Below are 24845 nucleotides of genomic sequence, written 5' to 3' on the forward strand. Positions count from 1 at the left end.
GGTGGTCTCCTTTAAATAGTGGATTCGATAGGGTCGAGCAACGTCGCCAGACGCGGGCGCTGATACGCCAGCCGTTGGCGCTCGGCGGTGACGATCGCCGCCAGCGCCGCGAGCGCGGTCTCGAAGCAGTCGTTGACGACCAGATAACTGTATTCGGCGAAATGCGCCAGCTCGTCGCGGGCCTGGGCCATGCGGCGGGCGATCACGTCATCGCTGTCGGTACCGCGCCCGCGCAGACGGCGTTCGAGTTCCTCGATGCTCGGCGGCAGCACGAAGAGTCCGATCGCCTCAGGAAAGTGCTCACGCACCTGGCGCGCGCCCTGCCAGTCGATCTCCAGGAGCACGTCCTGACCGGCGTCGAGACAGCGGCGCACGTCGGCGGCGCGGGTGCCGTACAGATTGCCGAAGACCTCGGCGTGTTCCAGGAAGGCGCCCTCGCCGATCTCGCGCTCGAAGCGTTCGCGATCGAGGAAATGGTAGTGGACGCCGTCCTGCTCACCTTCGCGCGCCGGGCGCGTGGTGCAGGAGACCGAGAGCGCCAGCCCCGGATCGCGTTCGACCAGCGCCTTGACCAGACTGGTCTTGCCCGCCCCCGATGGGGCCGAGACGATGAATAGAAGCCCCGCAGGCTCGGATCGGGATAGGTCGTTCATTCGAGATTCTGTACCTGCTCGCGCATCTGTTCGATCAAGACCTTCATCTCGACCGCCTCGCGGGTGACGGCGACATCGGCCGACTTGGAGCCGAGCGTGTTGGCCTCGCGGTTGAGTTCCTGCATCAGAAAATCGAGCCGGCGTCCGACCGGTTCGTCGCGGTTCAGGACGTCGAGCACTTCCTCGATATGGGCGCCGAGCCGGTCGAGTTCCTCGTCGACGTCGAGCCGAGCGGCGACCAGGGCGATCTCCTGTTCCAGCCGGGTCGGGTCGAGTTCGGCGCGCAGTTCGGTCAGACGATCTGCGATACGTTGACGCACACCGGCCAGCACCTCGGGCAGACGCTCGCGTACCCGCGCCGCACTCTCGCCCAGACGCTCGCAACGCTCGCGCAGCAGTTGGGCCAGGCGTGCGCCCTCGCGCGCGCGCGTCTCCAGCAGCGAATCCAGCGCCTGTTCGAGTAGCGCCAGCGCCTCAGTGCCGAGTCGGTCGAGATCGGGTTCGGTCTCCTGCACCACGCCCGGCCAGCGCAGCAGATCGAACGGGGTCGGCTCTTGGGCGCGGCCGGTCAGCGCACCGAGTTCGCGCCCGGCGGCCAGCAGCTGCTCGACGAAGGACCGGTTGATCCGGATCGCATTCGCCGCGCCCACCGCCGGCACATAGCGCAGGGTGCAGTCGACCTTGCCGCGCTGAAGACGCGCCGCCAGACGGTTGCGCACCTGGGTGTCGAGTCCGCGCAACTCATCGGGCAAGCGGATGTGAGGCTCCAGGAAGCGGTGATTGACCGTGCGCACTTCCCAGGTCAATTCACCAACATCGCCCGTCCGCGACTCGCGGGCGAAGGCCGTCATACTCTTGATCATTGGTTCAGGGGCGTCTCTTGAGGGCGGGGAGCCTGTCTCGGCCGGCGGCAAAACAGCGGACGAATCGCTGCCGACCCGGCCAGACAGGGTTTATCATAAATCAGAAACGCAGTATACCGCTCGCACCCCGTCAACGTCCGCGTGGAGATCCATCGTCCCGATCATGGCCGCCGCACGAGAGACGCTCCCACCGGGCGCCCAGGTGGGCACCTACCGCATCGTCAAGCCAATCGCCAAGGGCGGCTTCAGCCTCATCTATCTGGCGACCGATGACGACAGCGGCGAGGAAGTGGTCATCAAGGAGTACATGCCCAAGAAGCTCGCGCGCCGCGATCGTGACCGGCGCGTGGTGCCGGCAGGCATCGAATATGCCGAGAGCCTCCATCACGGACGCAAGCTGTTCTTCCAGGAGGTCAAGGCGCTGGCGTCGCTGAAACATCCCAACATCGTGCGGGTGCTCGCCTTTTTCCTGGCCAACGACACCGGCTACATGGTGATGCCCAACGAGCGCGGACGCAATCTGGGGGCCTATCTGCACGAGCGCAAGGGGGGACTGAGCACCTCCTTCATCCTGGAGGTCTTCATCCCGGTGCTGGACGCGCTGGCGCTGCTGCACCGGCGCTCCATGGTCCATCTCGACGTCAAGCCCGGCAACATCCATCTGCGCCACGGCAACATGCCCCTGTTGCTGGATCTGGGCGCGGTCCATCCGCTCAATCGCGGTCGATCGCGCGGCGGGCAGGTCATCACCGCCGGCTATTCGCCGGTCGAGCAGTATTTCCGTGCCGGTCAGGTCGGTCCCTGGACCGATGTCTACGCCGTCGGCGCCAGTATTCGCACCTGCATGGACGGCCGCACGCCCCAGCCGGCGCCGGAGCGTCAGAAGGAGGACAAGGTGGTGCCGGCCGTCGAGGCGCTCAAGGACCGCTATCCCGAGTTCCTGCTCAAGGCCGTCGACTGGTCGATGTCGATGGACGCGGACAAGCGCCCCCAGGATGCCGAGGAACTGCTGGTGGCGCTCCTGCCGCATCTCGACGACCCGCATCTGGCGCGCATGCGCGAGGGAGCGGCCGACTGAGCCGCACTCGGCGGAGTGTCGCGCCGAACGTTCGAGCGGCGCACCCGGACGCAGTCTTTTGGCGACAGGGACAGGCTCGCGGTAGTATCCACGGCATTTCCGGCTCCCCTTCCGCCACCGAACCTGGATTCCTGATGAACGAACATCCTCAAGCCCAGACGCTGGAGCGCGACATCCAGCTCTATACCGCCCTGCTGGGCGAGGTTCTGCGCGAGCACAGTCGCAAGCGCGTGCTGGTGGTCGTGGAGCGTCTGCGCGACGGTTTCATGCAACTGCGCGAGCAGGAAGATCCCGAGCTGCGCGAGAAGCTGATGAAGCGCATCCAGAGCCTCGACCCCCAGACGCTCGCCGAGGTCATCCGCGCCTTCACGCTCTATTTCGGGCTGGTGAACGTCGCCGAGGAGCTGAACGCGCATCTGGCGCGCATGGACGTAATCGCCGCCGGCGAGCGGCTGTGGGTCGGCTCGTTCGACGACACGGTGCGCCAGTTCAAGGAGGACGGCGTCAGTCCCGAGCACTTTCAGAGCCTGCTGGAGCACCTGATCTATCTGCCGGTCTTCACCGCCCATCCGACCGAGGCGCGCCGCCGGACCATCTCCGAGACCTTCCGGCGCATCTTCCTTGCCGGACAGGATCTGCACCGGCTCAAGCTCAACGAGGAGGAGCTGGAGGACAAGCTCCAGGAGATCCTGACCCAGATCCAGATCCTGTGGAAGACCGACGAGGTGCGCGTCCACAAGCCGCAGGTGACCGACGAGATCCGGCGCGGACTGCATTTCTTCCGCGAGTCGCTGTTCGAAGCCGTGCCCAGGGTCTATCGCTTCCTGGAGAAGGCGGTGCGGCGCAACTATGGCGCCGGCTGCGGCATCCGGGTGCCGAGTTTCATCCGCTTCGGTTCCTGGATCGGCGGCGACCGCGACGGCAATCCCTTCGTCAAGCCCGAGACCACCGAGCTGGCGGTGCGCATGCACGCCGAGCTGATCCTGGAGGCTTATCTGGAGCGGCTCCAGGATCTGAGCCGGATGCTCAGCCATTCGAGCGCGCTCTGTCAGCCCTCGCCGGCCTTCCTCGACAGTCTCGACGCCGACGAGGAATACTGGGTCGGGGTCATGGGTCAGCGTCAGCGGCGTTTTCTCTATGAGCCGTATCGACGCAAGCTGACGATGATGGGGCATCGGCTCCAGGCCAATCTCGACCGGATTCGTCGGCGCATGGAGGGACTCAGCGACGATGGATTGCCGGACGGCTATGCCGGCGCGGCCGATTTCCTGGCCGATCTCATGCTGATCCGCGACTCGCTCATCCATCATGGTGACGCCAGCGCCGCCGACGGCCCCTTGCAGGATCTGATCCGGCTGGCCGAGACCTTCGGCTTCCATCTGGTCCATCTCGACATCCGTCAGGAGTCGACCCGTCACACCCAGGCCGTCACCGAACTCTTCGCGCGCCAGCCCGGCGCACCCTTCTATCAGGCGTTCAACGAAGAACAGCGGCTGATGGCGCTCGCCGAGGCCATCGCCCATCCGCATCCCTTCATCATCGACAAGGCCACGCTCACCCCGGAGACGCGCGAGACGCTGGAGACCTTCGAGGTCATCGCCCGGATGCGCGCCGAGGTCGGCGAGCGGGTGTTCGGTCAGTACGTCATTTCGATGACCCATGCCGCCAGTCATGTGATGGAGGTGATGCTGCTGGCGCGTCTGGCCGGGCTGGTCGGCGTCGACAACCGGGGCTGGTTCTGCACGCTCCAGGTCTCGCCGCTGTTCGAGACCATCGAGGATCTGAGCCACATCGATCGGGTGATGAGCACGCTGTTCGATGATCCGACCTATCTGGCGCTGCTGCGCGCCTCGGGCAATCAGCAGGAGGTGATGCTCGGGTATTCCGACTCGTGCAAGGACGGCGGCATCCTGGCGTCGAGCTGGAAGCTGTTCGAGGCGCAGAAGAAGGTCATCGCACTGGCCGACGATCGGGGCGTGGCCTGTCGGCTGTTCCATGGACGCGGCGGTACGGTCGGACGCGGCGGCGGCCCGACCCATGAAGCCATCCTCGCTCAGCCGGTCGATACCGTGCATGGTCAGATCAAGTTCACCGAACAGGGCGAGGTGCTGTCCTACCGTTATGCCAATCCGGAGACGGCGCGCTATGAGCTGACCATGGGCATCAGCGGACTGATCAAGGCCAGCCGCTGTCTGATCGAGCCGCCTGAGCCGGAACGCAACGACTATCTGGCGATCATGGACGAGCTGGCGCGTCACGGCGAGGCGGCCTATCGCGGCCTGGTGCGCGATACCGAAGGGTTCCTCGATTATTTCTACGAATGCACGCCGCTCGACGGCATTGCGCTTTTGAACATCGGCTCGCGTCCGGCGCATCGCAAGAAGGCCGACCGGTCGCTGGCGTCGATCCGTGCCATTCCCTGGGTGTTCGGCTGGGGTCAGGCGCGCGTGACGCTGCCGGCCTGGTTCAGCATCGGTCAGGCCATCGAGCGTTATCGCGGCCATGATGTCGAACGGCTGGCCAAGCTCCAGCGCATGTATCAGGAGTGGCCCTATTTCCGCGCGCTGCTCTCCAATACGCAGATGTCGCTGTTCAAGGCCGAGATGCACATCGCGCGCGAATATCTGCGCCTGGCCGAGGACCGCGAGCGTGCGGCTCAGATTCTGGGGCTGATCGAGGAGGAGTATCAGCGGACGCTGGTCCAGGTGCTCAACGTCGCCGGCCTGCTCGCGCTCATGGACGAGACCCCGGAGCTGCGCCATTCGCTCGCGCGGCGCAATCTCTATCTGGACCCGTTGAACCATATCCAGGTCGCGCTACTGGAGCGCTATCGCTCGGAGGAGGACGAGGCCAAACGCGAGGAATGGCTCGATCCGCTGCTGCGCTCGATCAATGCGCTGTCGGCGGGGATGCGGAATACCGGATGAAAGCGGTCTAAACTGACAGTCCGCTCTCAATGACTGGAGCCTTCAAATGAATCTGTTATGGCGTCCGTTTCGCCTTCTGTCGCTGCTGTCCGTATCGCTCGCCGCGCTGTCGGCGGGCTGCTCCAATCCCGGCGAGGACGTTCGGGTCACGCTCTGCCGCGACATGGTGCGGGTGACGCTCGGCGGCGAGCCGAACTGGAGCGGCCAGAGCATCGAGCCGCGCCGCCAGTCGGAGGCCCTGGTCCGGCTGAGCTGGACGGGCGCCGACGGCCAGACCGAACAGGCGACCTGCCACTACCCGCACAATGCCGTCGAGAGCGATATGTTCACCGCCGCCGATCCGATGGCGGCCTATTCGACCTCGCCGACGCGCTTCGTGCTCGATGGACGCTCCATCGGCAATCCCAAGCTGGCGCGCGTGATCGGCCAGGCGATGCGTAAACAGGGTCGCGAGTTCGTCGATCGCGCCCGCGCAACCCTGGAAGGCCGATAGCCGCACCGACACCCAGACCGCCCGCGACCTGATGGGACTCAAGGCCCGAGAATGAATCAGACACCTTGACCCATGCTCTGAAATGCCTGCGCCCGCTCACGCAGACAGACCCCGAGCGCCCGCGTGGCCGGACCGGCCGCCGTCGGATCGGCGAGGACCAGATAGAGCGTCTCGGGCCGGTGGCCGCCGGATTCCAGCGGCAGGGGACGCAGTTCGCCGCGTGCCAGCTCAGCGCGAATCGATGACTCCGGAATCCAGGCAAAGGCCAGACCGCGCTCGATGAGAGCGATGGCCGTGCGCAGATGCGACACCGTCCAGCGTTCTTCGGCCTCCAGCCAGCCGCTGTCGACCGGACGCCAATGCCCGGTGTCACGGATCACGACCTGACGATGTGCGCGCAGATCGTCGAGCGTGAGCACGCGCCCCAGACGATGCAAGGGATGGTCGTGTCGGGCAACCGCCACGAAATCGACCCGCAGCAGCGGATCACCGATGAACCCCGGCGGGATCAGTCCGGTGATGGCCAGATCCACCTGATGCCGCACCAGCGCTTCGCCGGTTCCCGACAGCACGGTCTCGACGAGCTGCACCTGCGTCTGCGGGGCCTGCTCGGTGAACCGAGCCAGCGCCTCCAGCAGCGGTTCGAGCGGCATCACGATCTCCACCGCCAGCCGAACCGTCGTCTCCCAGCCCTGTCCCAGCGTCGCGGCCAGACGCTCCAGTCGTTTGAATTCGTGCAGCAGCACGCGCGCGCGTTGCAGCAGGAGCCGGCCCGATTCGGTCAGGACCGTGCGGCGTCCCTGCGGCTCCAGCACCGTCACGGGTAGTTGCTCCTGGAGTCGCTTGAGTCCGTAGCTGACGGAGGACTGCGTGCGGTTCAGCGACTCGGCGGCGGCCTCGAAACTCCCCCGCTCGTCGAGTGCGTCCAGAAGCGCCCATTGTTCCAGCGTGGTGCGCGGTGGTGTGTTGGACATGATTCGATCGAACAAGACGATGAATGAGTGTGGAAATTAGCATGAATCCATCGTCGATTCTGACCTAACCTGATCGCAACTCCAGACCATCAATCACATCACGCGAGGACACATCCATGCCCCAGATCCTGCACATCGACAGCAGTCTCTTTTCCGGCGAGGGCGTCTCTTCGACCCTGGCCGCGCGTCTCATCGCCCGCTGGCGTGCCGAGCAACCCGGCCTCCAGGTCACGCATCGCGACCTGGGCCGCGAGCCGATCCCGCATCTCGACGCGGCGCGTCTGACGGCGATCCAGACCCCGGCCGAGCAGCGCACTCCTGAGCAACAGGCCATCGCCGAGGCCGCCGATACGTTGATCCGGGAACTCCAGGCCGCCGATTGTCTGGTGCTCGGCGTGCCCATGTACAACTTCGGCATCCCGAGTCCGCTCAAGGCATGGTTCGATCATGTCGCACGCGCGGGTGTCACCTTCCGCTACACCGAGCAAGGCCCGCAGGGGTTGCTGACCGGCAAGCGTGCCGTGATCCTCGCCAGCCGTGGCGGACAGCATCGCGGTCAGCCGACCGACACCCAGAGCGGCTATCTGCGCACCATGCTCGGGTTCCTCGGGATCACGGACATCGAATTCGTCTATGCCGAGGCGCTCAATCTGGGCCAGGAGCCGCGCCGCGCGAGTCTGGCAGCGGCCGAGGCCGACCTCGAGCGTCTAAGCCTGGCGGGGGGAGGTGTCTCATGACCCCGATGTCGATCGAACGGATCCTGACGGCACAGCCGGCCGCCGATGGCGGCGGCGTCCGACTCCATCGCCTCGTCGGACCGGACGGGATGCGCGGTCTCGATCCCTTCCTGCTGTTCGACGAGTTCGGCTCGGACGACCCGGACGACTACATCGCCGGCTTTCCGCCCCATCCGCATCGCGGCTTCGAGACCGTCACCTATATGCTCGCAGGCGAGATGTTGCATGAGGATCATCTGGGTCATACGGGGATTCTGTCGGCCGGCGACGTGCAATGGATGACGGCCGGACACGGCGTGATCCATTCGGAGATGCCGCGCCAGACCTCGGGCCGGATGCACGGCTTTCAGCTCTGGATCAACCTGCCGGCGCGCGACAAACTCACCGATCCGGCCTACCGTCACTTTTCGGCCGAGGCGATCCCGGTGGTCACGCGAGCCGATGGCGTCGAGGTGCGGGTGATCGCCGGGTATTTCCGCCAGGGTGGGTCCGTGGTCCAGGGCGCCGTGCGCGGGATCGTCACCGAGCCGACCTATCTGGATGCGCGCCTGCCCGCCCGGACCCGGCTGGAGGTGCCCATTCCGGCCGGCCAGCGCGCGCTGGTCTATGGGGTTTCGGGTCAGGTCCAGATCGCCGGACACCGGATCGAGCCACGCCGGATGGCCGTGCTGGGCGCCGGTGAGTTGATCGAACTCCAGACCGACGATCAGGAGGCGCAGGTCTTGATCCTGGCCGGACGTCCGCTGAACGAACCCATCGTCCAATACGGCCCCTTCGTGATGAACACACGCGCCGAGATCCGGCAGGCCATCGCGGACTATGAGCAGGGGCGGCTGATCAAGGCGTCAAACCTGAGCGCATCTCGCGGGAGTCAGAGCAACCCGCGCTCGGCAAAGGATGTCCCGTCCCCATCGCCGACGATGATGTGATCGAGCACGCGCACGTCAATCAACGCGAGCGCCTCCTTGAGCCGCTGGGTGATGCGCAGATCCGCCTGACTCGGCTCGGCCACGCCCGATGGGTGATTGTGGGCGAAAATGACGGCGGCGGCATTGGTCTGGATCACACGGCGCACGACCTCGCGCGGATGCACGCTCGCCCCGTCGATGGTGCCGCGAAACAGCTCCTCGTAGACGATGACCCGGTGGCGGTTGTCGAGAAAGAGACAGGCGAAGATCTCGTGCGGCGAGCCGTAGAGCCGCAGCTTGAGATAGTCGCGCGTGGCTTCCGGACTGGTCAGCACGTCCTGGCCGCTGAGGCGCGTGAGCAGATAGCGGCGGCTGAGTTCGAGCACGGCCTGGAGCTGGGCATACTTGGCGGTGCCCAGCCCTTTTCCATCGCAGAAGCGACGTCGATCGGCGGCCAGCAATCCAGTGAGACCATCGAAGTCGGTCAACAGCTCGCGCGCCAGATCGACCGCGCTCTTGCCTGGAATGCCGGTGCGCAGAAAGATGGCGAGCAGTTCGGCGTCCGACAGTGCACCGGCGCCCCGTTCCAGCAGTTTTTCGCGTGGCCGTTCGCCCTCCGGCCAGTCCTTGATCGACATGCAGCCTCCCGCTGTCCACGTTGAACATGGCGCCATCCGTCGGCGATGACCCAACGGATCGGTTAAACTTCGGGCTGCATTCTAGATCAAATTACACGAAAAGCTCATGAATTCGACTCCGGGTTCACGGGTGCTGCTGGGCGTCGGCGCCGGCATCGCCGCTTACAAATCCGTCGATCTGGTGCGCCGGCTCAAGGAGCGCGGGGCCGATGTGCGCGTGGTCATGACCGAGGCGGCGGCCGCGTTCGTCGCGCCGCTGACCTTTCAGGCCGTATCCGGTCATCCGGTGCGCACCACATTGCTCGATCCGGGTGCCGAAGCCGGTATGGGGCACATCGAACTGGCACGCTGGGCCGATCGTTTGCTGATCGCCCCGGCCACGGCCGATGTCATGGCACGACTGGCGGCGGGTCTGGCGAACGATCTGCTGACGACCGTGGCCCTGGCCTGTGAGGCGCCGCTCTTCATCGCGCCGGCGATGAATCAGGCCATGTGGCGTCATCCGGCGACGCAAGCGAACCTGGAGACGCTGCGCGCGCGCGGCGTGGGTGTCTTGGGGCCGGCTGTGGGTGAACAGGCCTGTGGCGATCAGGGGCCGGGGCGAATGCTGGAGCCGCTGGAGATCGCCGAGGCACTGTTTCCGCTGGCGGCGCGCCCGCTGACCGGCGTGCGCGTGCTGCTGACGGCCGGCCCGACGCGCGAACCGCTCGATCCGGTGCGTTTTCTGGGCAATCGGAGTTCGGGGCGGATGGGATTCGCGCTGGCCGAGGCGCTGGAAACGCTGGGCGCGCGTGTCACGCTGATCGCCGGCCCCACGGCCCTGCCCGCGCCGCGCGTGGCCGAGCGTATCGATGTCGAAACGGCGCTGGAAATGCACAGCGCTGTCATGGCCCGCGCCGCCGACTGCGATCTGTTCGTCGCGACAGCGGCGGTCGCCGATTACCGCCCCGTTGAACCGGCTGAAAACAAGATCAAGAAAAACGCGGATGCGCTGACGCTGCACCTCGTTCGCAACCCGGACATACTCGCCGAGGTTGCCGCACGACCTTCGCCGCCCTTCACCGTCGGCTTCGCCGCCGAGACCGATCGCGTCGAGGAGTACGCACGCGACAAGCTCACCCGTAAAGGGCTGAACATGATCGCCGCCAACCATGTCGGCGGTGAGCGCGGCGGATTCGAGCGCGCCGAGAATGCACTGACCGTAATCTGGCGCAACGGCCAGCGCGAGCTGCCGATGATGGACAAGACCCGGCTCGCTCGCGAACTGGCCGCACTGATCGCTGAACGCTACCAGGAACACCATGCTGCATCGTCTTGAAATCAAGATTCTTGATTCACGGATTGGCCAAGAATTTCCACTCCCGCAGTATGCGACTACAGGCTCTGCCGGACTGGATCTGCGCGCCATGCCGGAGGCGCCGCTGGAGCTGGCGCCCGGCGGCTGTGAATTGATCCCGACCGGGCTGGCGGTGCACATCGCCGAGCCGGGCGTCGCCGGGATGATCCTGCCCCGCTCGGGACTCGGGCACCGTCACGGCATCGTGCTCGGTAATCTGGTGGGCCTGATCGACTCGGACTATCAGGGGCCGCTCATGATCTCGTGCTGGAATCGTAGCGATCAGCCTTTCAGAATCGAGATCGGCGAGCGGATCGCCCAATTCATCCTTGTGCCGATCCTGCGCGCTGAGCTGGAGCTGGTCGAATCGTTCGAGACCTCAGTGCGCGGCGCGGGCGGATTCGGTCATACCGGACGGCATTAGAACCGCACACGCCGCTACGCCTCACACCTTGAAGCGCCCGACCCGCATATTCTGCTCGCTCGCCAGTTCTTCGAGCCGCTGCGCGGCCTGACGGCTCTCCATCGCATTGCCGGAGACCTGGTCGACGAGCTGCACGATGTTGGTCAGATTGCGGTCGATCTCGGCGGCCACGGCACTCTGCTCCTCGGCGGCGCTGGCGATCTGGATCCCCATGTCCTTGATCGCCGCCACGGATCGCGCGGTGGTCTCGATCGCGTCGGCGGCCTCGGCCACGGCATCCAGACTCTCCTGGGTCTTGTGCCGCCCGGTCTCCATCACCCCCACGGCCTGCCGGGTGCCGCTCTGGAGACGTTCGATCATGGCCTGGATCTCGTGCGTGGAATTCTGGGTACGACCGGCCAGCGTGCGGACCTCGTCCGCCACCACCGCGAAGCCTCGACCCTGCTCGCCGGCACGCGCCGCCTCGATGGCGGCGTTGAGGGCGAGCAGGTTGGTCTGGCCGGCGATCTCACCGATCACGTCCAGGATGGCGCTGATGGCGTTGGCATCGTCGGAGACCCGCGCCATGGCCGAGGTCGCGGACTGCATCTGCTCCGAGAGCCGCTGCATGGCCTCCACCGCGCGCGTGACGGCGGTGCGTCCGACCTCGGTCTGCTGATCGGCCTGACAGGTGGCGTCGGCCGCCTGACTGGCATGACGCGCCACCTCGGCCACCGTGGCGGTCATTTCGTTCATGGCCGTGGCGACCTGATCGGTTTCGGACTGCTGTCGCTGAACGATGTCAGCCGTGTGGACGCTCGTTGCCGACAGCTGATCGGCCGAGCTGGCGACCTGATGCCCCCCCTCGGCCAATTGCCGGATCAATTCGCGCAGCTTGCCCTGGAAGCCATTGAAGGCGCGTGCCAGGTCAGCGAGTTCATCCCGGCCGGTCGCATCGAGATCGCGCGTGAGGTCGCCCTCCCCCTCCGCGATGTCGTACAGCGCCAGGCTGAGTCGACGGATAGGACGCACCATCAGACCGGCGACGAACAGCATGAGTCCCGCTCCCAGGGTCACGCAGAGCAGGGCGACCCCGATCATGGCGCCGATGGCATTGCGTCCTTCCCGAGCGGACTCGTCCGCTCGAGCCGTGATGTGCTCCAGCGGCAGCGTCAACTGGATGGCCCAGGGCGGAGAGGACTCACTGAAGCGCACCGGCACCACAGCCATCAGATGCCCTTCATCTTCCTCGACCAGGGGGCGGGCGGCCTGGATCACCTGGAGATCCTGCTCCCAGTCTTCGTGCAGCGCCGAGAGCGGTTGACCGATGAGCTGAGGCTGACCGCTGGCAGCCACGATGCTGCCATCATGGGCGACGAGGACGATCCGGGCCTGCCCGTCATACAGCTCCTTGGCCGCGTCGTCGATCAGACGCTGTAGATGATCGAGCGCCAGATCCACACCGGTGATGCCTTGGAAGCGTCCGTCGATCAGGATGGGCACGACCAGCGAGGTGAGCAGCACCTCCTTCCCCTGGACGTTGTAGGCATAGGGGTCGAGCACCTGCTCGGTACGGCTGGACTTGGGCAACAGATAGTAGTCGCCGGCACCGGGCGTCTCGTAGTCGACCAGGGGTTCGAGAGCGAGCGCGCCGTCGGCGGCCCGGCTCCAGTAGGGGATGAAGCGTCCGCTGGCATCGCTGTTCGGCTGGTTGGCGAAGTCGGCGTCGCGGCCATCGAAGGCATTGGGTTCCCAGGCGGTATAGACGCCAAGGAAATCGGGGTGGCCACGCAGCACGGCCTGTAGCATGCTGTTGACGGCCTGGCGCCCCGTCCCGGCCGTGTCGGGTGACGCCGGGGCGGTCGCCAGCGTATACGCCAGAACCCGCGCGCTCTGCAAGGCCGGCGTCAGGGCGGCTTCGATGGTCTTGGCCTGGGTCTCGGCGCCATTCAGGAGCAGTTGCTCGTAGCGCGAAAACGCTGTCTGACGCTGCTGGGCGACCTGGCGCTCCAGAATCCAGACGGCGTAGAGCGTGAGCGCCGTACCCAGCAGAAAGAGCGAGAGCGCCGATACGGCGGCGATCTTGAAACGAAGCGAGCGAAGATTCATAGCTCCTCCAGTAGGAGTCTTCGTAAACAACCGGAACCGCTGTTCCCCCGGTCGAGCCGTGCCAGCGGTCCTAAGTGTAGCGACTAAAAACGACCAATGTTCCAACCCGGGACAAGAGGCCGGACCGTCATCGCCTGCGCACGACCATGACGCCGGCTTGACGCCCGACATGGCCTGCCGTAGGTTCAGCGCAACAGTCCCGCTTCCGTTTTCGATGAGACCCCGACCCGATGACAATCCCAACCGAACGCGCCCAGACCATTGCCCATGTCCTGATCGAGGCACTGCCCTACATCAAGCGCTTCCAGGGCAAGACCATGGTGATCAAATACGGCGGCAACGCTATGGTCGACGAGGCGCTGAAAGAAGGCTTCGCCCGCGACGTGGTGCTGATGAAGCTCGTCGGTATCAACCCGGTGATCGTACATGGCGGCGGCCCGCAGATCGGCTCGCTCCTGAGCCGGCTCGGCAAGGCCAGTGAATTCGTGCAGGGAATGCGCGTGACCGATGCCGAGACCATGGACGTGGTCGAAATGGTGCTCGGCGGTTTGGTTAACAAGGAGATCGTCAACTTCATCAACCGGCACGGTGGCTCGGCTGTGGGGCTGACCGGCAAGGATGGCGACCTGATCCGCGCGCGCAAGCTGCTCATCAAACGCGACGCCCCGGAGCTGCGCGCACCCGAGATCATCGATATCGGCCATGTGGGCGAGGTCGAGAGCATCGATCCGGCCATCATCCACATGCTGACCAAGAGCAACTTCATCCCGGTGGTCGCGCCGATCGGCGTGGGCGCCGATGGGCATTCCTACAACATCAACGCCGATCTGGTCGCCGGCAAGATGGCCGAGGTGCTGCGGGCCGAGAAGCTGCTGCTCCTGACCAACACCGCCGGCCTGCTCGATGCCGAAGGGCAGCTCATCTCCGAACTCGACGTCGGGCGCGTGCAGACGCTGATCGAGGAAGGCGTGATCCACGGCGGCATGCTGCCCAAGATCCGCTGCGCCATCGAGGCCGTGCAGTCGGGCGTGAAGTCGGCGCACATCATCGACGGGCGGGTGGAACATGCCGTCATGCTCGATCTCTTCACGGATACCGGCGTGGGCACCCTGATCCGAGGCCGCTGACGCGCGCGCCGCAACCGTCGCGGCGCCTGGCCGCTCTCCCTCTGCGGGAGAGCGGAACCTGAGACGGCGCTCAGCCGGGACGCAGGTGCTCGATGTATTTGGGAACGTCGCGCATCGTCAAGCGTGCGGCGGTCCCTGTGAGGCGCAAGCGTGACTCGGTGCCCTCGAAGTACAGCTCGCACCGGATATGGCCGCGACTCTCGAAGGGAATGGGGATCATGTCGCGATAGGTGTAGATGTTCTCGTCGAGATCGCCGCCGGCACACACCAGCCCACCCGGCGGCGGGCACTCACTGACCTTGGCGTCCTCGATCACCAGGCTGCCGGCCTGCCACCAGCGTGTGCGCTCGGCCGAGCCGGTCATGGTCTTGATCAGATAGGCGCGCGCGAAGCGGATCTCGACCCGATCGCCGTCTCGGTCGATCGCCTCGATCGCGGAACCCTTGAGTTCGATACTACTGCTGTCCAACGCGGTTCTCCCGTGTCGCTAAAAACCAATAGGAGTCTCGGTCTGAAGCCGTCGGGATCTCGCCCGGATCATTGGAACCGCTATGAGACCCCATCCTCATCGCCCACGAAGTCCGGCTCCAGACGCAACTCCTTGAGCTTGCGGGTGAGGGTATTGCGCCCCCATCCCAAGAGTCTGGCGGCATCCTGACGTCGCCCGCCGGTCTGTTCGAGCGCGGTCTGGATGAGGACACGCTCGAAGGCCGGCAAGGCCGTGTCGAGCAGCCCCTCGCGCCCCTCCTTGAGCCGTTGCCGTGCCCAACGGCGCAATCCATGTTCCCAGGACTCGTCGCGGACACTCTCGCTCAGGCCGGCATTGAGTTCGGGCGGCAGATCCTCGGCATGAACATGCTTGCCGGAGGCCATGACGGTCAGCCAGCGGGCGGTGTTCTCCAATTGTCGCACATTGCCCGGCCAGTCGAGCCGCTGGAGCCGGTCGACGGCGTCCGGCAGCAGCACCTTGGGCTCACAGCTCAACTCGCGCGCGGCCTGGGCCAGGAAGTGACGCATCAGGAGCGGAATATCCTCGCGTCGGTCGCGCAGGGCCGGCAGATGGATACGGATGACGTTGAGCCGGTGGAACAGATCCTCGCGAAAGCGCCCCTCGCGCACCAGTTGCTCGAGATTCTGATGCGTCGCCGCGATGATGCGCACGTCGACCTTGATCGGCGCCAGCCCGCCGACCCGATAGAACTCGCCATCGGCCAGTACGCGCAACAGCCGGGTCTGCAACTCGGCCGGCATGTCGCCGATCTCGTCGAGAAAGAGGGTGCCGCCGTCGGCCTGCTCGAAGCGTCCCTCGCGCCGCGCCTGGGCGCCGGTGAAGGAGCCGCGCTCGTGACCGAACAGCTCGGACTCCAGCAGATCACGCGGAATGGCCGCCATGTTGAGTGCGATGAAGGGACGCTCGCTCCTCGGGCTGTGACGATGCAGGGCATGGGCGACCAGCTCCTTGCCGGTGCCCGACTCGCCATTGATGAGCACCGTGATGTTGGAGCGTGCCAGACGCCCGATGGCGCGAAAGACATCCTGCATCGCCGGCGCCTCGCCGATGATGTCCGGCCCGCGTGCGACACTGACCTCCTCGGCGCGCTCCTCGCGCCCGCGCCGGCAGGCCCGGCTGACCTGCGAGACGGCCTCGTCGAGGTCGAACGGCTTGGGCAGGTACTCGAAGGCGCCGTCCTGGAAGGCCGAGACCGCGCTGTCGAGATCCGAATGCGCCGTCATGATGATCACCGGCAGCCCCGGATAGCGGCTCGTCACCTGACGCAGGAGTTCCAGCCCGTCGATCCCCGGCATCCGGATGTCGGTGAGGATCACATCGGGCTGCTCGCGCTGGAGCGACTCCAGGATGCCAACCCCATTGGGAAAGCACGTCACCTGCATCTCGGCCTTGCGCAGTGCCCGATCGAGAACCCAGCGAATCGAGCGATCGTCGTCGATGACCCAGACATTCGGTGCTCTAGTCATGGCTCGGCTCCAGGGGAAGGTAGACATGGAAGATGGTATCGCCCGGCTGGCTCTCGCACTCGATCAGGCCGCCGTGCTGATTGATGAGCTCCTGGGCGATCGACAGTCCGAGTCCGGTCCCGTCCGGGCGACCCGAGACCATGGGATAGAAGATGCGGTCGCGGATCTCGTCGGGGATGCCGGAGCCATTGTCCCGAACCTGGACCTGGAGCACCAGTTTGTGACGGCGGCTGCCGATGGTGAACTGTCGCAGCACCCGCGTCTTGAATTGCAGACAGCCGTGCGGACCGGCGGCGGTGGCCGCGTTGCGCGCCAGATTGAGCAAGGCCTGGATCAGGCGATCCTGATCGGCGATGAAGTCCGGAATGCTCGGGTCATAGTCGCGATGGACCTTCGGACCTCGGGGCGACTCGGCCAGGATCAGCGTGCGCACATGCTCCAGCACGTCATGGATGTTCACCGGCGTGCGACGCGGCAGCCGATGCGGACCGATCATGCGGTTCATCAGTGCCTGGAGCCGGTCGGCCTCGTCGATGATGATGCGGGTATATTCGCGCAGCGCCGCATCGGGCAGTTCGCGTTCCAGGAGCTGGGCGGCGCCGCGCAGACCACCGAGCGGATTCTTGATCTCATGGGCCAGCCCGCGCAGTAGCGCCTGGGTCGCCTGATGCTGCGACAGCAGTTGCTCCTCGCGCGTGATCCGCAGCTGGCGGTCGACTTGGTAGAGTTCGACCAGCACTTCCTTGTCTGCATCAAAATGGTGCAACGGCAGCACGGTGCAATTCACCGTTTTGGTGCGCCCATCGCCGATCAGGACGTTGATCTCGCGCTCGGTGAAGGGGTGGCAGGACGCGAGTGCCTCGTTCAGGCGCTCCTCGACGTTCGCGTCAGGACAGGGCAGCAGGCTCGCGGCCGGCTGGCCCAACAGGTGACGCGCGCTGACCTCGAACAGCACCTCGGCGGCTGGATTGAGATATTTGAGACACAACCCGGCGTCGAACAGCATCACCGCCGTATTGAGATGATCGAGTATCCGGCGTTCGAGGTTTGGTCTGATCGCGTGAGTCATCATCCATTTGATCCTGAAAGGGTTCTTTGCATCACAGGACGCAAGGCACACGCAGGTTCCCTGTGAATACGGACGCCGGCCGCCGTTGCCGGCAGGCACCTTGCCAGCAAAACAAGCAAATACAGCGCCAGTCTTCAATCAGGACGGACAGTCCACGCGAACGGCGGATCAGGGCAGTTGACCGGGCACCCTGGGTTGGCGAACGTGAAAGGTGCGTGGCGCGGATTGAGCGACGATCCGATCGTCGGCGCCACGAACCTGGAGCTGGAGCCGATGACTGCCAACGCCAAGCCCCGTCAGCTTGAACTGCGTATGGGCGCCCTCGACCGGGAGCGTGTTCCCGTCGAGCAGCAGGAGCAGGCGATGACCGCCGATGAGGGATGGATCGATCTGCAAACTGACTGGAACCCCCGAGTCGGTCTCGGTCAGGGTCTCATCGAGGCCGGGGGCGAGGATGTCGAGTGCGACATAGGGGCCGCGATAGGCTTCGTCGGGCGAGCCTGGGCCAAGCGTGGCAGCGGGATTCGAGCCGGCGGGCTTGCTGAAACGCACATCGACCCGTTCGGCGTCCCGCGTCTGACGATCGGAGAAGTTGACCCGCCCCTCGGCGTCGACCCAACGATAGATCTCCGCGTTGGACGGCGAGCAGACGAGCAGCGAAAGGAGGATCGGCGCGGGTCTGAGCATAGTCTGAAGACTAGCCCAACCGCGCCGATCCGAACAGCCCTTTAGAGGCTGTAGTACATGTCGAACTCGACCGGATGGGTCGTCATGCGAATGCGCGTGACTTCCTTCATCTTGAGATCGATGTAGGCATCGATCAGGTCATCGGTGAACACACCGCCGGCGGTCAGGAAGTCGCGATCCTGGTCGAGGCAGTCGAGCGCCATGTCGAGCGAATGACAGACGGTCGGGATCGACTTGGCCTCTTCGCGCGGCAGGTCGTAGAGATCCTTGTCCATGGCGTCGCCCGGATGGATCTTGTTCTGGATGCCGTCGAGACCAGCCATCATCATGGCCGAGAAAGCCAGATAGGGGTTGGAGGTCGCATCCGGGAAGCGCACCTCGATACGACGTGCCTTGGGGCTGGAGACGTGCGGGATGCGGATCGAGGCCGAGCGGTTGCGCGCCGAGTAGGCGAGCATGACCGGCGCTTCGAAGCCGGGCACCAGACGCTTGTAGGAGTTGGTCGAAGCGTTGGTGATGGCGTTGAGCGCGCGCGCGTGCTTGATGATGCCGCCGATGTAGTAGAGGGCCAGATCGGACAGACCGCCGTACTTGTCGCCGGCGAACAGGTTCTGACCGTCCTTGGCGAGCGACTGGTGGACGTGCATGCCGCTGCCGTTGTCGCCGACCAGCGGCTTGGGCATGAAGGTCGCGGTCTTGCCATAGGCGTGAGCAACGTTCTGCACCACATACTTGAGGATCTGGTTCCAGTCGGCGCGCTTGACCAGGGTGCTGAACTGGGTGCCGATTTCGCACTGGCCGGCGGTGGCGACCTCGTGATGGTGCACCTCGACCGGCACGCCCATCTCTTCGAGCGTCAGGCACATGGCCGCGCGCAGATCGTTGAGCGAGTCGACCGGGGGAACCGGGAAGTAGCCGCCCTTGACGCTCGGACGATGGCCCATGTTGCCGTCGGGGAAGACACGCTCGGAGTTCCAGCCGGCTTCCTCGGAGTCGACCTTGTAGAAGCAGCCGCTCATGTCGGCGCCCCAGCGGATGTCGTCGAGGATGAAGAATTCCGGTTCGGGGCCGAAGAAGGCGGTGTCGGCGATGCCGGTCGACTTCAGATAGGCCTCGGCGCGCTTGGCCACCGAACGCGGATCGCGCTCGTAGCCCTGCATGGTGTCGGGTTCGAGGATGTCGCAGCGGACGATGAGCGTGGCCTCATCGGAGAAGGGGTCCATGACCGCCGTGTCGGCCTCGGGCATCAGCACCATGTCGGAGGCCTCGATGCCCTTCCAGCCGGCGATCGAGGAGCCGTCGAACATTTTGCCGTCCTTGAACACGTCCTCATCGACGGTATGGGCCGGCACGGAGACGTGCTGCTCCTTGCCACGGGTGTCGGTGAAGCGAAAATCGACGAATTTCACTTCATTTTCTTTGATCATCTTAATGACGTCAGTCATTCGAATTGTCTCCGCTACGTGGTATCTACGAACAGTCTGGCCGGCCAACGCGATGCACTCGAATCGATCCGCTAAGGCTCGATGCAGGAGCCTAGCAGGTCGCGGCGCGCGTCGCACGAAATCGGTCATCCCGAATGATGGTGGTTGCCACGGTCGTCGGCATCGATCCGCAACCCGGTGGCTCGCCATCGCCTCGCGCCCATTAAGCAATGAGCAAGCCAATAAGAGGCATCCAGGATCGCCAAGCGGCGGGTCCCAGACCCTCGCCCCCGAACCGGGTCATGAATCCATTGAAAAACATTGGGTTGAACTTAGAACTCGGTTTCGACAGGGCGCGTTCGGCTCGATGCGCCGCTCTCCGGCTTGACCAAGTCCGGTCGCCAGGCGAGCGATTCACCCTCTAAATGCACTCAAATGGACGAGAGCGCACTTTTTTGCACCAAAAGAGCGCAACGCTCCAGCTCACTCCACGACAGATCATCCAAAGTAGACCCGAACCCGGCCAAAAGCCGAATCCTCACGCAGCGCCTCCGCCAGTTCGGCGCACAGCCGCTCGGGATCGGAACCCGTGCGCTGACAAGCCGTGATCGGAAAGAAGACCTCGACCTCGATCCGTCCACCCAGATAGTGCAGCAGCAGGCGCTGGCGCTCGTTGGCGGCCGGAATCGCCGACCAGAGCGAGGCCAGCCGTGCCAGGGCTTCGGCGCGCAGCGGCAGGGGTGGAACGTCAGGCTTACTCGCGTCGTCCTCGGGATCGATATGGACGGTTACGTCCGTCATGTCCGAGATCTCGCGCTTGAGTCGCTGCTCGACCAGGACACTGATCATATGGCCTTCGGAGACGCTGATGTCGGGGTCGACCAGCACATGAACATCGGCCGAGACCTGCCCGCCGAGCCGGCGCGTGCGCAGCATATGGATGTCGCGCACGCCGCCGACCGAGCGGATGGTCTGCGCGACCTCGGTGATGCGCTCGGATTCGAGTCCGGTGTCCACCAGCTCGCTGACCGCGCCCCAGCCCAGTCCCCAGGCAATGCGAGCGATCATCAGGGCGACGATGAAAGCGGCGATGGCGTCGAGATAGGTCAGACCCGCCATGGTGCCGGCGATGCCGATCAGCACCACGATCGAAGAGATGGCATCGCTGCGATGATGCCAGGCATTGGCGCGCAACAGATCCGAACGCACGCGCTTGGCATAGCCGAGCGTCCACCAGTAGAGCCACTCCTTCACGCCGATCGAGGCCAGGGTCGCGGCGAGCGCCAGGGCGTCGGGTTTCAACAGAGCGTCCGGCTCGAAGAGTCGATGTACGGCATCCCAGCCGATGCCGAGGGCGATCAGCAGCAGCAGCGTTCCGAGGGCCAGGGTGGCGACGGTCTCGTAGCGTGCGTGCCCATAGGGATGGTTCTGATCGGGCTGCTGGCTGGCGTGATGTCCGGCGACATAGACCAGTACGTCAGACAGCAGATCCGAGAGCGAGTGGATGCCGTCGGCCACCAGTGCCTGCGAGTGCCCCAGGAATCCGGCCAGGATCTTGATCGCGGACAGGACCAGATTGAGCACGGCACTGACAATGGAGGTGTGCGTGATCGCCTGACGGCGTTCGCGCGTGGTGGCTGTGGGCACGTTCACGAGGCTGGACATCCTGATCGATGACGATTGGCTCGGGCGCGCAGTATACGCCGTCGGCGTCCGCTGGCCCATGCACGTCTCTCCGGCGGACGGATTCGAGCGCAACCGGCGATCGGGTCGGGCACATCGGCGAGCGACCGAATATACTGTGCGACTTTGCCGAACTCAGCCCTCACAGGAGTCCATCTTGAGCCGCGAATCCGAGGATCTCTCGACCTTCCAGGGTCTCATCTTTGCGCTCGAGCGCTACTGGGCCGATCTCGGGTGCGTCGTCGTCCAGCCCTTCGACATGGAGGTGGGCGCGGGCACCTTCCATCCGTCCACCTTCCTGCGCTCGATCGGTCCCGAGCCGTGGCGCAGCGCCTATGTCCAGCCCTCGCGCCGTCCGACCGACGGGCGCTATGGCGAGAATCCCAACCGGCTCCAGCACTACTATCAGTTCCAGGTGGTGCTCAAGCCCTCGCCGCTCGACATCCAGGAGCTGTATCTGAACTCGCTGCGCCGGCTGGGGATCGATCCGCTGGTGCACGATATCCGCTTCGTCGAGGACAACTGGGAGTCACCCACGCTCGGCGCCTGGGGGCTGGGCTGGGAGGTGTGGCTCAACGGCATGGAAGTCACCCAGTTCACCTATTTCCAGCAGGTCGGCGGACTCGACTGCCGGCCCGTGACCGGCGAGATCACCTATGGTCTGGAGCGCATCGCCATGTATCTCCAGGAGGTCGAGAGCGTCTACGACCTGGTCTGGAGCCGCTCGCCGGCGGGTGTCGTCACCTATGGCGATGTCTACCATCAAAACGAAGTCGAGCAGTCGACCTACAACTTCGAACTGGCCGACACCGCCGCGCTCTTTGCGCAGTTCGACACCCATGAGCGCATCAGCACTGAGCTGATCGAGCGCGGTCTGCCGCTGCCGGCCTATGAGCAGGTGCTCAAAGCCTCGCACACCTTCAATCTGCTCGACGCGCGCGGGGCGATCTCGGTCACGGAGCGCCAGCGTTTCATCCTGCGGGTGCGCACACTCTCGCGTGCCGTCGCCCAGGCCTATTACGACAAACGGGAGGCGCTCGGCTTCCCGATGCTGCAATCTTGAGCGGGAGAGGTTCTTTTGGATATGTCGACGACTGATCTGCTCATCGAGATCGGGACCGAGGAACTCCCGCCGATCGCCCTGCCCGTCCTGTCGCGAGCCTTCACGGAAGGCGTTCGCGACCAGCTCAAGACCCATGGGATTGGATTCGAGACGGTCGAATCCTTTGCCGCGCCACGGCGTCTGGCCCTGCTGGTCAAGGGCATCCAGACGCGCCAGCCCGATCAGGAGAACGTGCGCCGGGGTCCGGCGGTCCAGGCGGCGTTCGACGCCGAGGGCCAGCCGACCAAGGCTCTGCTCGGCTTCGCGCGTTCCTGTGGGGTCGAGGTCGAGGCGCTGGGACGCGAGGAGACCGACAAGGGAAGCTGGCTGGTCCATCGCAGCATCACGCCCGGTCGGGAGACAGCCCAACTGGTGCCGGACATGACCGAAGCCGCACTCGCGGGGCTGCCGATCCCCAAGCGGATGCGCTGGGGCGATCGCAGCGAAGAGTTCGTACGCCCGGTGCACTGGGTCTGTCTGCTGCTCGGTACCGAATCGATCGCCGGTACCGTGATGGGTCTGCCCACCGAGACCCGCACCCGTGGTCATCGCTTCCATCACCCCGCCCCCATCGCCATCGGCCAGGCGTCCGACTATGCCGCGACCCTGCGCGAACAGGGCCGGGTCGAGCCGTCCTTCGAGCTTCGGCGCGAGCGCATCCGTGAGCAGGTCATGAGCCTGGCCGCGTCCAATAGACTGCGGGCGCGCATCGATCCCGAGCTGCTCGACGAGGTCACGGCCCTGGTCGAATGGCCGCAGGCCCTGCTGTGCAAGTTCGACGAGCGCTTCCTGGAGATCCCGCCGGAGGTGCTGATCGAGACCATGCAGAGCAACCAGAAGTATTTCCCGGTCGAGGACATGAACGGGGCGCTTCAGGCACGCTTCATCGCCGTGGCCAACATCGAGAGCCATGATCCCGATCAGGTGCGCGCGGGCAACGAGCGCGTCATCCGTCCGCGCTTCTCCGACGCCGCCTTCTTCTGGTCGCAGGATCTCAAGCAGCCGCTGGAAGCCTTCGCGCCCCGGCTGGAGACCGTGGTCTTCCAGGACAAGCTCGGCACCCAGGCGGCCAAGTGCGCGCGTGTGGCCCGGCTCGGGCGCGAACTGGCCCAAGCGATCGGCGTCGATCCGGCGCTGGTCGAGCGGGCGGCTGCGTTGTCCAAGTGCGACCTGATGACGGCGATGGTGTTCGAGTTCCCCGGACTCCAGGGCACCATGGGGCGCTATTACGCCGAGCGATCGGGCGAAGACGCCTGTGTCAGCGCGGCGATGGAGGATCAATATCGCCCGCGCTTCGCCGGTGACGAACTGCCGACCAGCCCCTGCGGTCGGGCGCTGGCGCTCGCCGACCGGCTCGACACCCTGGTCGGCATCTTCGGCATCGGACTGCGCCCGACCGGCACCAAAGACCCCTATGCACTGCGTCGCGCCTCGATCGCCGTGCTGCGGCTGTTGATCGAGACCCCGCTCGACCTGGATCTGCGCGACCTGCTCGAACGCGCCGCCGCCGGTTTCCCGGCCGGACTCCTGGCCGAAGACACGGTCGAGGCAGTCCTGGGCTACATGCTGGAGCGTCTGCGCGGCTATTACAGCGACCGGGTGGTCGCGGTCGATACGGTCGAGTCGGTCATCCACACGGGCGTGACCAACCCCTGGGATCTGGACCGGCGCATCGTGGCTGTCACCCAGTTCCGCCGTCTGCCCGCCGCCGATGCCCTGGCGGCGGCCAACAAGCGTATCCGCAACATCCTGCTCAAGGCCGACCCGGCTGACCTGACCGAAGGTGGACCGAACCCGGCGCTACTGGTCGAGGTACCCGAACAGCGGCTGGCCGAACGGATCGCCGAACTCGAAACGCGGGTCGAGCCGCTGGCCCGGGCACGCGACTATGTCGCGATCCTTGAGACCCTGGCCGAGCTACGCGAGGACGTCGACGCCTTCTTCGACGAGGTCATGGTCATGGCGGACGATCCGGCCACGCGACGCAACCGACTCCAGTTGCTGCGATCGCTGTCGGCGCTGTTCCTGCGCGTGGCCGACATCTCGCGGCTCCAGTGACGCCCGGACCACGACCGGAATCGGCACCCACATGACCGATCGGCTCGTCATCCTCGACCGCGACGGCGTCATCAACCACGACTCCGACGACTACATCAAGTCGTTGGACGAATGGCTGCCGATCCCCGGCAGCATCGAGGCCATCGCACGGCTCTCGCATGCCGGCTTTCGGGTCGCGGTAGCCACCAACCAATCGGGACTGGCGCGCGGACTGTTCAAGCTCGAAATGCTCAACGCCATCCATCAGCGTTTGCGCGAGCGCGTGGAGGCCGAGGGCGGGCGCATCGAACTGATCGCCTTCTGTCCGCACGGACCCGACGACGGCTGCGATTGCCGCAAGCCGCGTCCGGGACTGCTGCTGGAGATCGCCGCGCGCTTCGATGTGGAATTGGCCAACGTCCCCTTCATCGGCGATTCGCTCGGCGACATCCAGGCCGCGCGCGCTGCCGGCGCCCGGCCCTGGCTGGTGCGTTCCGGCAAGGGCGAGCGCACCCTGGAGCGTCTGCGTGAGCAGGGCATGGACAACGAATCGCGCGACATCCCGATCTATCCCGATCTCAACACCGCCGCCACCGCGCTCATCGACATCCTAGGCTGAA

General features: G+C 65.4%; 22 protein-coding genes. 11 read left to right on the forward strand and 11 right to left on the reverse strand.

Features of this window, described 5'->3' with window-relative positions; translation table 11 throughout:
• Positions 1–11: 11 nt before the first annotated feature.
• Both gmk and ALVIN_RS14885 read right to left on the reverse strand, forming a co-directional pair.
• Complete coding sequence (gene gmk, locus ALVIN_RS14880; protein ID WP_012972149.1) at positions 12–653, reverse strand: guanylate kinase; 642 nt, start codon at positions 651–653, stop codon at positions 12–14.
• The gene (locus tag ALVIN_RS14885) at positions 650–1516 is read right to left on the reverse strand and encodes a YicC/YloC family endoribonuclease (protein ID WP_012972150.1); all 867 of its coding nucleotides are present in this window, start codon (positions 1514–1516) and stop codon (positions 650–652) included. The genes gmk and ALVIN_RS14885 overlap by 4 nt, the downstream gene beginning before the upstream one ends.
• A gap of 163 nt (positions 1517–1679) precedes the next feature.
• On the opposite strand from ALVIN_RS14885, the gene ALVIN_RS14890 reads away from it, so the two are divergent.
• The 3 genes from ALVIN_RS14890 (at position 1680) to ALVIN_RS14900 (ending at position 6014) form a co-directional block, all read left to right on the forward strand.
• Complete coding sequence (locus ALVIN_RS14890) at positions 1680–2594, forward strand: serine/threonine protein kinase (protein ID WP_012972151.1); 915 nt, start codon at positions 1680–1682, stop codon at positions 2592–2594.
• Positions 2595–2728: 134 nt separating this feature from the next.
• A complete protein-coding gene (gene ppc / locus ALVIN_RS14895; protein WP_012972152.1) occupies positions 2729–5521 on the forward strand; it encodes a phosphoenolpyruvate carboxylase in 2793 nt (930 codons plus the stop codon).
• Between the two features lie 46 nt (positions 5522–5567).
• Complete coding sequence (locus ALVIN_RS14900; protein ID WP_012972153.1) at positions 5568–6014, forward strand: hypothetical protein; 447 nt, start codon at positions 5568–5570, stop codon at positions 6012–6014.
• Positions 6015–6070: 56 nt separating this feature from the next.
• Here the strand turns inward: ALVIN_RS14900 and ALVIN_RS14905 are convergent, their stop codons facing one another.
• Positions 6071–6988, reverse strand: coding sequence for a LysR family transcriptional regulator (locus ALVIN_RS14905; protein ID WP_012972154.1), 918 nt, complete (start codon positions 6986–6988; stop codon positions 6071–6073).
• Between the two features lie 116 nt (positions 6989–7104).
• On the opposite strand from ALVIN_RS14905, the gene ALVIN_RS14910 reads away from it, so the two are divergent.
• Together ALVIN_RS14910 and ALVIN_RS14915 are read left to right on the forward strand one after the other, a co-directional pair.
• Entirely contained in the window at positions 7105–7725 is a 621-nt protein-coding gene (locus tag ALVIN_RS14910; RefSeq protein ID WP_012972155.1) for an FMN-dependent NADH-azoreductase, read from the forward strand.
• On the forward strand, positions 7722–8654 hold the full coding sequence (locus ALVIN_RS14915; protein WP_012972156.1) for a pirin family protein: 933 nt from the start codon (positions 7722–7724) through the stop codon (positions 8652–8654). The genes ALVIN_RS14910 and ALVIN_RS14915 overlap by 4 nt, the downstream gene beginning before the upstream one ends.
• On the opposite strand, the gene radC is transcribed toward ALVIN_RS14915, so the two are convergent.
• Positions 8597–9271, reverse strand: a complete 675-nt coding sequence (gene radC / locus ALVIN_RS14920) for a RadC family protein (protein WP_012972157.1) — start codon at positions 9269–9271, stop codon at positions 8597–8599. The two genes, ALVIN_RS14915 and radC, sit on opposite strands and share 58 nt — an antisense overlap.
• A 106-nt stretch (positions 9272–9377) precedes the next feature.
• Between radC and coaBC the strand changes: the two genes are divergently transcribed.
• Positions 9378–10589 (forward strand): bifunctional phosphopantothenoylcysteine decarboxylase/phosphopantothenate--cysteine ligase CoaBC, encoded by a 1212-nt coding sequence (coaBC, locus tag ALVIN_RS14925; RefSeq protein WP_012972158.1) that lies wholly within the window; start codon positions 9378–9380, stop codon positions 10587–10589.
• Entirely contained in the window at positions 10573–11031 is a 459-nt protein-coding gene (gene dut, locus ALVIN_RS14930) for a dUTP diphosphatase (RefSeq protein ID WP_012972159.1), read from the forward strand. Before coaBC ends, dut begins: the two co-directional genes overlap by 17 nt.
• Before the next feature lie 21 nt (positions 11032–11052).
• Here the strand turns inward: dut and ALVIN_RS14935 are convergent, their stop codons facing one another.
• A complete protein-coding gene (locus ALVIN_RS14935) occupies positions 11053–13119 on the reverse strand; it encodes a methyl-accepting chemotaxis protein (protein WP_012972160.1) in 2067 nt (688 codons plus the stop codon).
• A gap of 230 nt (positions 13120–13349) precedes the next feature.
• Between ALVIN_RS14935 and argB the strand changes: the two genes are divergently transcribed.
• Positions 13350–14246 carry an acetylglutamate kinase gene (gene argB / locus ALVIN_RS14940; protein ID WP_012972161.1) on the forward strand — a complete coding sequence of 299 codons (897 nt, stop codon included), beginning with the start codon at positions 13350–13352 and terminating at the stop codon, positions 14244–14246.
• 70 nt (positions 14247–14316) lie between these two features.
• Here argB and ALVIN_RS14945 read toward each other — a convergent pair whose 3' ends face one another.
• The 6 genes from ALVIN_RS14945 to ALVIN_RS14970 all read right to left on the reverse strand — a co-directional run bounded on the left by ALVIN_RS14945 (position 14317) and on the right by ALVIN_RS14970 (position 21068).
• Positions 14317–14715, reverse strand: a complete 399-nt coding sequence (locus ALVIN_RS14945) for a hypothetical protein (RefSeq protein WP_012972162.1) — start codon at positions 14713–14715, stop codon at positions 14317–14319.
• An 80-nt stretch (positions 14716–14795) separates the two neighbouring features.
• Positions 14796–16223, reverse strand: a complete 1428-nt coding sequence (gene ntrC, locus ALVIN_RS14950) for a nitrogen regulation protein NR(I) (RefSeq protein WP_012972163.1) — start codon at positions 16221–16223, stop codon at positions 14796–14798.
• Positions 16216–17295, reverse strand: coding sequence for a nitrogen regulation protein NR(II) (glnL, locus tag ALVIN_RS14955; RefSeq protein ID WP_012972164.1), 1080 nt, complete (start codon positions 17293–17295; stop codon positions 16216–16218). Before glnL ends, ntrC begins: the two co-directional genes overlap by 8 nt.
• Positions 17296–17460: 165 nt before the next feature.
• Positions 17461–17979 carry a DUF4124 domain-containing protein gene (locus tag ALVIN_RS14960; protein ID WP_012972165.1) on the reverse strand — a complete coding sequence of 173 codons (519 nt, stop codon included), beginning with the start codon at positions 17977–17979 and terminating at the stop codon, positions 17461–17463.
• Between the two features lie 41 nt (positions 17980–18020).
• Positions 18021–19424, reverse strand: coding sequence for a glutamate--ammonia ligase (gene glnA, locus ALVIN_RS14965; RefSeq protein WP_012972166.1), 1404 nt, complete (start codon positions 19422–19424; stop codon positions 18021–18023).
• 477 nt (positions 19425–19901) lie between these two features.
• On the reverse strand, positions 19902–21068 hold the full coding sequence (locus ALVIN_RS14970; RefSeq protein WP_050750345.1) for a cation diffusion facilitator family transporter: 1167 nt from the start codon (positions 21066–21068) through the stop codon (positions 19902–19904).
• A 175-nt stretch (positions 21069–21243) separates the two neighbouring features.
• Here ALVIN_RS14970 and glyQ point away from each other — a divergent pair, with 175 nt between their 5' ends.
• The 3 genes from glyQ to gmhB are packed head-to-tail and all read left to right on the forward strand — an operon-like array spanning position 21244 to position 24844.
• The gene (gene glyQ / locus ALVIN_RS14975; protein WP_012972168.1) at positions 21244–22149 is read left to right on the forward strand and encodes a glycine--tRNA ligase subunit alpha; all 906 of its coding nucleotides are present in this window, start codon (positions 21244–21246) and stop codon (positions 22147–22149) included.
• Positions 22150–22170: 21 nt separating this feature from the next.
• Positions 22171–24246, forward strand: a complete 2076-nt coding sequence (glyS, locus tag ALVIN_RS14980) for a glycine--tRNA ligase subunit beta (protein ID WP_012972169.1) — start codon at positions 22171–22173, stop codon at positions 24244–24246.
• A gap of 31 nt (positions 24247–24277) precedes the next feature.
• Complete coding sequence (gene gmhB, locus ALVIN_RS14985) at positions 24278–24844, forward strand: D-glycero-beta-D-manno-heptose 1,7-bisphosphate 7-phosphatase (RefSeq protein WP_012972170.1); 567 nt, start codon at positions 24278–24280, stop codon at positions 24842–24844.
• The last annotated feature ends 1 nt before the right edge of the window (position 24845 follow it).

This window comes from Allochromatium vinosum DSM 180, from assembly GCF_000025485.1.
Classification (GTDB): Bacteria; Pseudomonadota; Gammaproteobacteria; order Chromatiales; family Chromatiaceae; genus Thermochromatium; species Thermochromatium vinosum.

Excerpts from the sequence above, each read along its gene's own strand:
- ppc (WP_012972152.1), top strand. The coding sequence starts at position 2,729 with ATGAACGAACATCCTCAAGCCCAGACGCTGGAGCGCGACATCCAGCTC.
- ALVIN_RS14960 (WP_012972165.1), bottom strand. The coding sequence starts at position 17,979 with ATGCTCAGACCCGCGCCGATCCTCCTTTCGCTGCTCGTCTGCTCGCCG.
- ALVIN_RS14970 (WP_050750345.1), bottom strand. The coding sequence starts at position 21,068 with ATGTCCAGCCTCGTGAACGTGCCCACAGCCACCACGCGCGAACGCCGT.
- glnL (WP_012972164.1), bottom strand. The coding sequence starts at position 17,295 with ATGATGACTCACGCGATCAGACCAAACCTCGAACGCCGGATACTCGAT.
- ALVIN_RS14885 (WP_012972150.1), bottom strand. The coding sequence starts at position 1,516 with ATGATCAAGAGTATGACGGCCTTCGCCCGCGAGTCGCGGACGGGCGAT.
- gmhB (WP_012972170.1), top strand. The coding sequence starts at position 24,278 with ATGACCGATCGGCTCGTCATCCTCGACCGCGACGGCGTCATCAACCAC.
- ALVIN_RS14935 (WP_012972160.1), bottom strand. The coding sequence starts at position 13,119 with ATGAATCTTCGCTCGCTTCGTTTCAAGATCGCCGCCGTATCGGCGCTC.
- ALVIN_RS14890 (WP_012972151.1), top strand. The coding sequence starts at position 1,680 with ATGGCCGCCGCACGAGAGACGCTCCCACCGGGCGCCCAGGTGGGCACC.
- glyS (WP_012972169.1), top strand. The coding sequence starts at position 22,171 with ATGTCGACGACTGATCTGCTCATCGAGATCGGGACCGAGGAACTCCCG.
- ALVIN_RS14905 (WP_012972154.1), bottom strand. The coding sequence starts at position 6,988 with ATGTCCAACACACCACCGCGCACCACGCTGGAACAATGGGCGCTTCTG.
- radC (WP_012972157.1), bottom strand. The coding sequence starts at position 9,271 with ATGTCGATCAAGGACTGGCCGGAGGGCGAACGGCCACGCGAAAAACTG.
- ntrC (WP_012972163.1), bottom strand. The coding sequence starts at position 16,223 with ATGACTAGAGCACCGAATGTCTGGGTCATCGACGACGATCGCTCGATT.
- ALVIN_RS14910 (WP_012972155.1), top strand. The coding sequence starts at position 7,105 with ATGCCCCAGATCCTGCACATCGACAGCAGTCTCTTTTCCGGCGAGGGC.
- ALVIN_RS14900 (WP_012972153.1), top strand. The coding sequence starts at position 5,568 with ATGAATCTGTTATGGCGTCCGTTTCGCCTTCTGTCGCTGCTGTCCGTA.
- ALVIN_RS14915 (WP_012972156.1), top strand. The coding sequence starts at position 7,722 with ATGACCCCGATGTCGATCGAACGGATCCTGACGGCACAGCCGGCCGCC.
- gmk (WP_012972149.1), bottom strand. The coding sequence starts at position 653 with ATGAACGACCTATCCCGATCCGAGCCTGCGGGGCTTCTATTCATCGTC.
- coaBC (WP_012972158.1), top strand. The coding sequence starts at position 9,378 with ATGAATTCGACTCCGGGTTCACGGGTGCTGCTGGGCGTCGGCGCCGGC.
- glnA (WP_012972166.1), bottom strand. The coding sequence starts at position 19,424 with ATGACTGACGTCATTAAGATGATCAAAGAAAATGAAGTGAAATTCGTC.
- dut (WP_012972159.1), top strand. The coding sequence starts at position 10,573 with ATGCTGCATCGTCTTGAAATCAAGATTCTTGATTCACGGATTGGCCAA.
- argB (WP_012972161.1), top strand. The coding sequence starts at position 13,350 with ATGACAATCCCAACCGAACGCGCCCAGACCATTGCCCATGTCCTGATC.